The sequence below is a fragment of the Streptomyces poriferorum genome, from assembly GCF_019399235.1.
In the GTDB taxonomy this organism is placed as follows: domain Bacteria; phylum Actinomycetota; class Actinomycetes; order Streptomycetales; family Streptomycetaceae; genus Streptomyces; species Streptomyces poriferorum.
Genome location: NZ_JAELVH010000519.1, coordinates 1 through 1,816 on the forward strand (window position 1 = coordinate 1; position 1,816 = coordinate 1,816).

Sequence of the window (1,816 nt, forward strand, 5' to 3'; positions counted from 1 at the left end):
AGGTCGGCGTAGGGCAGCGCCTCTTCGCCCGCCGCGACCACGACGTGGTGCAGCCTCGGGTTGGTGGCGATGACCCGGGCGCGTTCGAGCTCGTCCTCGTGGCCGCGGGTCGTCAGGTCGTTGAAGGTGACGGCGAGCAGGCGCTCCCCCGCGCCCGTGCCGTGGCCGAGGATCGTCCCGGGCAGGCCGGGCAGCCCGGCGGCGAGCAGGGCGAGCGTCGCCGACGCGCTGCCCCCGGAGAGGTCCGAGCCGATTCCGGGGACGGGTGCGCCCCGGGCCGCGCGGCGTTCGGCGGGGCCCATCCCGGGGACGGGGCCGGGGTCGGGCGGCAAGGTCTCCGGGGCGTGGCGCGGGGCCAGGAGTCTGGCGCGCACCGCTTCGACGAGGGCGTCGCGCACCCCGTCGACGGCGCTCACCGGGTCGAGTTCGGGCGCGGCCACGGCGAGGGAGGCCACGGCCTCGTACCCCGTGATCTCCCGCGAGCCCTCGCGGAGGATGAGCGCGTGTCCGGGCGGGATGCGCTTGACCCCCTCGTACGGAGTGCCGTCGCGCAGTGCCTCCGGCGTTTCGGGACAGGCGAGCAGGGCGGCGAGGTGGCCGATGTCCAGCTGGGCCTCGATGAGGTCGGCGAGGGGCAGCGCGGCGGTGGCGTAGGCGGTGCCGCCGGCCCAGGGCGTGTAGAAGACCGGGCGGGCTCCGGCAAGGTCTCCGGCCACGGTGATCCGGCGGCCTATCTGGACGACTGCCGTGTAGCTGCCGGTCCAGGCGGTGAGGTGGCGCAGCGCTCCGCCGCGTGCGGCGAGCAGGCCGACGCGCAGTTGCTCGTCCGTGGCACCGCAGCAGCCGAGGACCGCGAGCCGTGCGGTGGGGGCGCCTTCGGCGGTGTCCACCCGCACGGTGCGGATCTCGTCGGGCCGCCAGTCGCCCACCGCCCAGAGCGGATCCGGGTCCCCCCAGAGGAGTTGGGATCCGACGGGATGCATCGTGCGCCCCTCGTCACTGCCGCCGACCGCTCCGACCGTGCCGAAGCTCGCGGCGATACTGCTCCAACCCACCAACCAACGCATCGCCGCCTCCACAGGCTGTGGACAAAAGGGCGCAGCAGGGCAGTATCGGGAGAACTCCGGTAACGCGCGACGCCGTTGCGGACATGCTGCCACGACAACGGCGCGCAGGAGTGGCTACGGACGGCGCACGTCGTGAGCGCATGCGCCCCTGGCAAAGGCCGGAGAGCGGCCGCCGGACCTGGTGTTCCGTGAACGGCCCGCGCGCGTCGGCGCCGAAAGCAACGGAGGTGCGGATTCCGCGCGTTGGGTTCCCGCACACGCCCCGGCGTAACGGCCTGGATCCGGCCACGGCCGGCACCCCGCCGGGAGGACGGTCGGGATGTCCGCGAATCCGTCGGCCCAACCCCGTCCGACCGGCGACATCCGGCCAATTTCAGGAGGCGCCGGAACCGTTCAGCCTGTACATCATGGCCGCGTATGCACCATTCGTACCGGTTGGCTCTGCACTGCCGCAAGACCTGCGACACACCCGTCCGGTCCCGGGAAGGACTCGGGAAGGACTCGGGAAGGGCCAGGGAAGGGCTCGGCGGTCGCCCTGGGGCCCGCATGGGCAGCGGGTGCCGCACCGGCTGCACGCCAGGTCCGGGAGGCGTGGTCCGCCCCCCGGACCGGTCCGCCGCCTGCGGGGAATGAGGCGACGGTGTTCCCCCAGCCCGCTGTGTCCAGTGCAGCGGGCCGACCCACGCAGCATCCATGCAAGCGCTCCCGCTGGGGCCGGGCCAGAGCGCACGGCCCCAGCGGGAGCGCTT

Annotated in this window: 1 pseudogene; it reads right to left on the reverse strand. The window is 74.1% G+C overall.

The annotated features are described in order from the left end of the window. A pseudogene (locus tag JGS39_RS39195) lies at nt 1-1,067 on the reverse strand (asparagine synthase-related protein); the annotation flags it as partial. Between the last annotated feature and the right edge of the window lie 749 nt (nt 1,068-1,816).